Here is a 6236-nt window from a genome sequence, read left to right as displayed (position 1 = left end):
GAGCTGCAGGGCACGGCCGAGGGCGTGGTGTTCACGCGTGACGAGATGAATGCGCTGCTCGACCTGGCCGACAAGGGCATCCGCGAGCTGATCGAGGCCCAACAAGCCGCGCTGAAGTGAAGCTGGTTCTTGCCTCCAACAACGCGAAGAAGCTCGTCGAGCTGCAGGCGTTGTTCGCGCCGCTCGGTATCGAACTGGTGAATCAGGGCAGCCTGGGCATCCCGGAGGCCGAGGAGCCCTTTGAAACCTTTGCCGAGAACGCGCTGACCAAAGCCCGCCACGCCGCCAAGCTCAGCGGCCTGCCGGCGCTGGCCGACGATTCAGGCTTGAGCGTTGACGCTCTCGGCGGCGCGCCCGGCGTGCGTTCGGCACGTTACGCGCTGGATGCCGGCGGCGAGAAAAGCGACGCAGCCAACAATGAACGGTTGCTGCGCGAGATGGCCGGCATCGAGGATCGCCGGGCGCGCTTTGTCTGCGCCCTGGTGGCGGTGCGCAGCGCCGACGACCCCGAGCCACTGATCGCCATGGGCCGCTGGAGCGGCGAGATCCTGAAGGCGCCGAGCGGCGAGGGCGGCTTTGGCTACGACCCGCTGATGCACATCCCCGAGCTCGGCCAGACCGTGGCCAGCCTGGGCGCTGCGGTCAAGAACCAGCACAGCCACCGGGCGCTGGCCGCCGTGCACCTGATCCAGCAGTTCCGCGAGGTCTGGCGGCTTGGCTGAGATCGTCCATCTGATGCGGCCGGGTACGCTGCAGTTGCCCGCGCTGCCCCCGCTTGCCCTCTACGTTCATCTGCCCTGGTGCTTGCGCAAATGCCCCTACTGCGACTTCAACTCGCATGAGGTCAAGGATGGCGCGTTGGCGGTCGACACGGCCGAGGCCTATCTCGCCGCGCTGCGCACCGACCTCGAAGCGGCGCTGCCGCTGATCTGGGGCCGGCCTGTCATCAGCATCTTCATCGGCGGCGGCACGCCCAGCCTGTTCAACCCCGAGCAGATCGCGCAGCTCATCTCGGATATCCGTGCACGCCTGCCGCTGGAGCCGGGCTGCGAGATCACGCTGGAGGCCAACCCCGGCACCTTCGAGCGCGAGCGCTTCAAGGGCTTTCGCCAGGCTGGCGTCACGCGCCTGTCGGTGGGCGTACAGAGCTTCGATGACGCGCAGCTGAAGACGCTTGGCCGCGTGCACAGCGCGAGCCAGGCACGCGAGGCGCTCACCGAGGCGGCTGCGGCGTTCGAGACCTTCAACCTCGACCTGATGTATGCGTTGCCCGGGCAGTCGCTGGACGACCTGTCGCGTGAGCTGGACGCTGCGCTGAGCTTCAAGCCACCGCACCTGTCCATCTACCACCTGACCATCGAACCCAACACGGTGTTCGCGACGCGCACGCCGGCCGGCCTGCCCGACCCTGACTTGGCCAGCGACATGCTGGACCTGATCACGGCGCGTACCGGCGCCACGGGGCTGTCGCGTTACGAGGTCTCGGCTTATGCCCGCGAGGGCCACCGCTGCCTGCACAACCTGAACTACTGGCAGTTCGGCGACTATCTCGGCATCGGCGCTGGCGCGCACAGCAAGCTGAGTTTCCCCAACCGCGTGCTGCGCCAGGTGCGCTGGCGTGAACCGGCGGCCTTCATGGCGCAGGCGAACAAGGTCAGCAACGAACACGAGGTGGCGCGCAAGGACCTGCCCTTCGAGTTCATGCTGAATGCGCTGCGGCTGAAGGAAGGCGTCACGCTGACGCAGTTCCTCGAGCGCACCGGGCTGCCTGTGTCGGCGATTGCGAAAGGCTTGGAGGTGGCCCGTGGCCGTGGCTTGCTGACCAGTGATGCGGCTCGCATCCAGCCAACCGAGCGAGGCTTCGACTTCCTCAGCGATCTGCAGCAGCTGTTTCTTTGAGTCGCTGCTGCAGCGCCGCGACCTCGGCGTGCAGCCAGTCKCAGAAGATGCGCACGGCCGGGTCGTCGCGCAGGGCCTCGGGGTAGACGACCTGGTAGTCACGCGTGGCGTCGTCATCTACGGCGTGAGTCGACAGCCGCACGAGCCGCCCGTCCAGCAGCGCGTCGGCGGCAAACAGCTCGCGCGTCAGGGCCACACCCATCCCTTGCTCGGCCGCCTGGCCCAGCATCGCGGCGTCATTGAAGGTCGCCACCGGCGTTGGCACAGCGCCCTTGTGGCCGACCTCGGCAAACCACTGTCGCCACAAATCGGCGTCGCCCATCAGCGGCTGCTGCGTCAAGAGTTCCGGCGTTGCGTCCACCAGGCGCTGCGCGAGCAGCGGCGCAGCGACCACGATGTGCGGCGAATGGAAGAGCGGCTCGCAGATCAACCCAGGCCAGCCCCCGCGGCCGATGCGCAGGCCGATGTGAAAGCCCTCGCGTTCCAGGTCCACCACCTGCTGGGATGAATGCAGGTCCAGCGTGATGCAGGGCTGCAGGGCTTGCCAGCGCGGCAGGCGGGGCAGCAGCCAACGCTGAGCGAACGAGGGCAGGGCGGTCACTCGCAGCGTCTGCGCGGCGCTCCCGTGCGCTTGCGCCGCCGCCAGCAGGCCCGCCTGCAAGGCAGCGAACACCTGTGTCACACCGCGCTGCAGCGCCTGCCCAGCCGGGTTCAGCGTCAGCCGCCGGCCCTGGCGAGTGAACAGCTCAAAGCCGAGCTGGGCCTCCAGGCCGCGGATCTGCTGGCTGACCGCGCTGTGCGTCAGGTGCAGGCTCTCGGCCGCGGCGCGCAGGTTCTCGGTCTGGGCCGCGGCACGAAAGGCAGCCAGGTAATGAAGGGGAAAACGGTCGAGTGAGGCCATCTGGTAAGCCAATCCAACCAATCAGTGAAGAAATAAGCGCTTCGTGGCGAGGCTCTGGATGCATAGCATAACCAGCACTTGAAGGAGACCCGCCATGATCACTCTGCCCCGCTGGATTGCTTTTGCCTCGTTTGCTGCCGTCCTCGTGCTCGCCACGACGAGCGCCCGGGCGTTCACGGATTCGAATGCTGAACTGAAGGAAGCGGCCGCGGAGCGCTCGAACCGCGTCATCGTGACTGGCAAGGCCGAACGGCCTGTGCAGACGGCCTGGGTGCCGACCGCGCCGAAGTCGCTGGACGGTTTCAAGCCGGTCTTCCCGGCCGACCCTGTGGTCGTCGCGCGTCACCGTCCGATGCTGCTGGCCAAGGCCGATGCGCCCGCCAGTGGTGGTAAACGTTGAAGCCCCCTCGTCCAAGGATTACCTTGGTCGGGACCGCGCTGCGGCCAGTGGCCGCAGCGCTTCGGCAGGCACATCGCGCCCACTGGGCGCAATGTGTCCGGCCTCAGCCCCCGAGGGGACGGCGATGCTTGCCGGATTGACCGACAAGCACATCGCCCGAGGCTGGCCGGCTAGGGAGCGGCCCGGCGCTCGGCCCGCAAAACGCCTGAAATGAATCGTCAGACGCGGTTGAGCGAGATGCCCGAAGTGGCGCGCAGCCGCTCCAGCACTTTGGTCGCAATCTGGTTCAGCGGCAGCACCTCGTCCGCCGCGCCGGCCGCGATGGCCTCGCGCGGCATGCCGAAGACGACGCAACTGGCCTCGTCCTGGCAGTAGTTGTAGGCGCCAGCGTCCTTCATGACCTTCATGGCCCTGGCGCCATCCGCGCCCATGCCGGTCAGCATGATGCCGATGGCGTTCGGGCCGACCACCTTGGCAGCCGACAGAAACAGCGCTTCGACCGAGGGCTTATGGCGGTTGATGGGCTCGCCGTCCTGCACGCGGGCGATGTAGTTCGCGCCGCTGCGTTCCACGCTCAGATGCATGCCGCCCGGCGCGATATAGCCGTGGCCGGGCAGGATGCGCTCGCCGTCCTGGGCTTCCTTGACGCGGATCTTGCACAGGCCGTCCAGCCGCGCGGCATAGCTCTTGGTGAAGCCGGGCGGCATGTGCTGGGTGATGACAACGGCCGGGCTGTCGGCCGGCAGGTTGATCAACACGTCCTTGGTGGCTTCGGTGCCCCCGGTGGAGGCGCCGATGAAGATGATCTTTTCGGTCGAGGCCCTGCCGAGGCTGGCCATCGTGACGGCCTTGACCGGGGCTGGCGCGGCTGCACCCGGTGCGGGCGGCGGTGGCGCGCGGCGGATGTGGGCCTTGGAGGCGATGCGGATTTTGTCCGTGATGTCCTGGGCCAGTTGGCGGATGCCGTCGGCCACGCCGATCTTGGGTTTGGCGACGAAGTCGATGGCGCCCAGTTCCAGCGCCTTCAGCGTGACCTCGGCACCGCGCTCAGTCAGCGTGGACACCATCACCACTGGCATCGGCCGCAGTCGCATCAGCCGCGACAGGAAATCGAGGCCATCCATGCGCGGCATCTCGACGTCCAGCGTGATGACGTCGGGGTTGAGGTTGCGGATCATCTCGCGCGCGACCAGCGGGTCGGCGGCCGCGCCGATGCATTCCATGTCGGACTGCCGGTTGATGATCTCGGTGAGGATGGAGCGCACCAGCGCTGAGTCGTCCACCACCACGACTTTGGTCTTGGCCATCGGTGGCCTCCTAGAACAAATCGATGGAGCCGCCGCTGCTGGCGACCGGCTGCACCTTTTGAATGGCTGCCCTGTCCTGCTGGATCAGCGCGTCGTTATTCGTCGGTGCCAGGCGCTTCACCATCGCCTTGCCACTGGCCGGCAGGAAGCAGACCTTGCGGGGGTAGACGTCCATCACGTCCTTGGACACGATGGGGATGCGCTCGAGCTTCAGGAAGTCGATGACGAAGTTGGTGTTGCGCTCGCCGACGTTGAGCGAGTTCATGCCCGAGATGACGGCACCGCCGCCGAAGATCTTTGCTTCCATGCGTGCCTTGCTGGCACCGCGCTTCATCATCTCGTTGATGAGCAGTTCCATGGCGAACGAGCCGTAGCGGCCTGAGTCGCCATTGCCCTCGGGCAGCATGAAGTGGTTCATGCCGCCAACCTTGGCGACGCGGTCCCACAGGCAGGCGGCGATGCAGGAGCCCAGCGTCGTCATGACGAGCAGGTCTTCCTGGTCGACGAAGTACTCGCCCGGCAGGATCTTGACCGCAGCGTTCTTGAAATGCGCGTCGTAGAAGAAGAACGAGGCTTCACCCTGCTTGCGCGGCTGGGCCTTGAGGTGGTTGACCTTGGCCACCGCGACCGGGTTGCCGAGGCCGACCGTGGGTGGCGAGGCGAATGGGGTGCTCATGGTCAGACCCGTTCGTAAATGGTTTTGCCGCGCAGCTTGAACAAGTCGCGGGCTTCGGTGAAGTTCTCCGAATGCCCGACGAAAAGCAGCCCTCCCGGCCGCATGACGCGGTGGATGCGCTCCAGCACCTTGCGCTGGGTGGGCGCATCGAAATAGATCATCACGTTGCGGCAGAACACCATGTGAAAGGGGTCGCCCAGCTGCCACTGCGCGTCCATCAGATTCAGCGAGCGGAACTCGACCCAGCGCTGCAGTTCAGGCTTGACGCGGATCTTGCCGGAGTTGGCGCCGGTGCCGCGCATGAAAAAGGTCTTCAGCCGCGTCGCGTCAAGGCCGCGGGCGTCGGCGTTGTAGACGCCGCGCTTGGCCGTGGCCAGCACGTTGGTGTCGATATCGCTGGACACGAGCTGCACCGAGGCGCTGGCGCCTAAGGCCTCGCTGCAGGTCATCAGGATGGAATAGGGCTCTTCACCGGTGGAAGCGGCGCAGCACCAGATGCGCACCTGCTTRCCGGCCGAACCRTTTGCAAAAGGCTTGAGGTCGTCCTTCAGCGCGTGGAAGTGATGYTCCTCGCGGAAGAAGGAGGTCAGGTTGGTCGTCAGGCAGTTGACGAACTCCTGCCAYTCCGCGGCGCCGGACGGGCCRGTCGAGGCCTCCAGCCACTGCAGATAGCTSCCRAAGCTCTTGTGCCCGGTCTCGCGCAGGCGCCGAGACAGCCGGCTGTAGACCATCGCATGCTTGCCGTCATGCAGGCTGATGCCGGCGTGCTTATAGATCAGTTCACGCACACGGTCGAAGTCGGCCTTGCTGAAGCTGAATTCGTGGTCGAGGGAGTCCGTGCCGGAGGCGAGGTCGGGTGCGGGCATGTCGAAATTCAGATTTGTTGGTGCTCGCAGCAGTTCTGGCGTGGCGCGCCGATTCTGCACCGCAGGGCCTTTTTAAGGCCCCTGGGCCGGTCCAGCATAGTGCAAACAGCCTCCAGGAACGTGCCTGTTTCACGACCTGGGCGCGCAGACGCCGCTGCTAGACTGCCCCGAAACCACAATCCACCCA

Annotated in this window: 7 protein-coding genes and 1 pseudogene; 4 read left to right on the top strand and 4 right to left on the bottom strand. The window is 66.2% G+C overall.

What is annotated here, in order from left to right:
• The 3 genes and pseudogenes from rph to hemW all read left to right on the top strand — a co-directional run.
• Positions 1–120 (top strand): annotated as a pseudogene (gene rph / locus AC1DU6_RS16710) (ribonuclease PH); the annotation flags it as partial.
• The gene (gene rdgB, locus AC1DU6_RS16705) at positions 117–722 is read left to right on the top strand and encodes an RdgB/HAM1 family non-canonical purine NTP pyrophosphatase (RefSeq protein WP_457324706.1); all 606 of its coding nucleotides are present in this window, start codon (positions 117–119) and stop codon (positions 720–722) included. The pseudogene rph and the gene rdgB, both read left to right, overlap by 4 nt.
• Before the next feature lie 13 nt (positions 723–735).
• The gene (gene hemW, locus AC1DU6_RS16700; protein WP_457324709.1) at positions 736–1899 is read left to right on the top strand and encodes a radical SAM family heme chaperone HemW; all 1164 of its coding nucleotides are present in this window, start codon (positions 736–738) and stop codon (positions 1897–1899) included.
• On the opposite strand, the gene AC1DU6_RS16695 is transcribed toward hemW, so the two are convergent.
• Positions 1871–2800: a LysR substrate-binding domain-containing protein gene (locus tag AC1DU6_RS16695; RefSeq protein ID WP_477858412.1), complete on the bottom strand. Its 930-nt coding sequence runs from the start codon at positions 2798–2800 to the stop codon at positions 1871–1873. The genes hemW and AC1DU6_RS16695 overlap by 29 nt on opposite strands.
• Before the next feature lie 94 nt (positions 2801–2894).
• On the opposite strand from AC1DU6_RS16695, the gene AC1DU6_RS16690 reads away from it, so the two are divergent.
• Positions 2895–3200, top strand: coding sequence for a hypothetical protein (locus tag AC1DU6_RS16690; RefSeq protein ID WP_477858410.1), 306 nt, complete (start codon positions 2895–2897; stop codon positions 3198–3200).
• A gap of 218 nt (positions 3201–3418) precedes the next feature.
• Here the strand turns inward: AC1DU6_RS16690 and AC1DU6_RS16685 are convergent, their stop codons facing one another.
• From AC1DU6_RS16685 to AC1DU6_RS16675, 3 genes are read right to left on the bottom strand one after another with little or no spacing between them, the layout of a single operon-like run.
• Positions 3419–4507, bottom strand: a complete 1089-nt coding sequence (locus AC1DU6_RS16685; protein ID WP_056195356.1) for a protein-glutamate methylesterase/protein-glutamine glutaminase — start codon at positions 4505–4507, stop codon at positions 3419–3421.
• Positions 4508–4517: 10 nt separating this feature from the next.
• Entirely contained in the window at positions 4518–5183 is a 666-nt protein-coding gene (gene cheD, locus AC1DU6_RS16680) for a chemoreceptor glutamine deamidase CheD (protein WP_056195359.1), read from the bottom strand.
• A gap of 2 nt (positions 5184–5185) precedes the next feature.
• Positions 5186–6049, bottom strand: coding sequence for a CheR family methyltransferase (locus AC1DU6_RS16675; RefSeq protein WP_056195362.1), 864 nt, complete (start codon positions 6047–6049; stop codon positions 5186–5188).
• Positions 6050–6236: the final 187 nt, after the last annotated feature.

The organism is Roseateles sp. P5_B10 (genome assembly GCF_056400485.1).
Note: the sequence above shows the minus strand (reverse complement) of the source record. Positions and strands in the feature narration are given on the sequence as shown.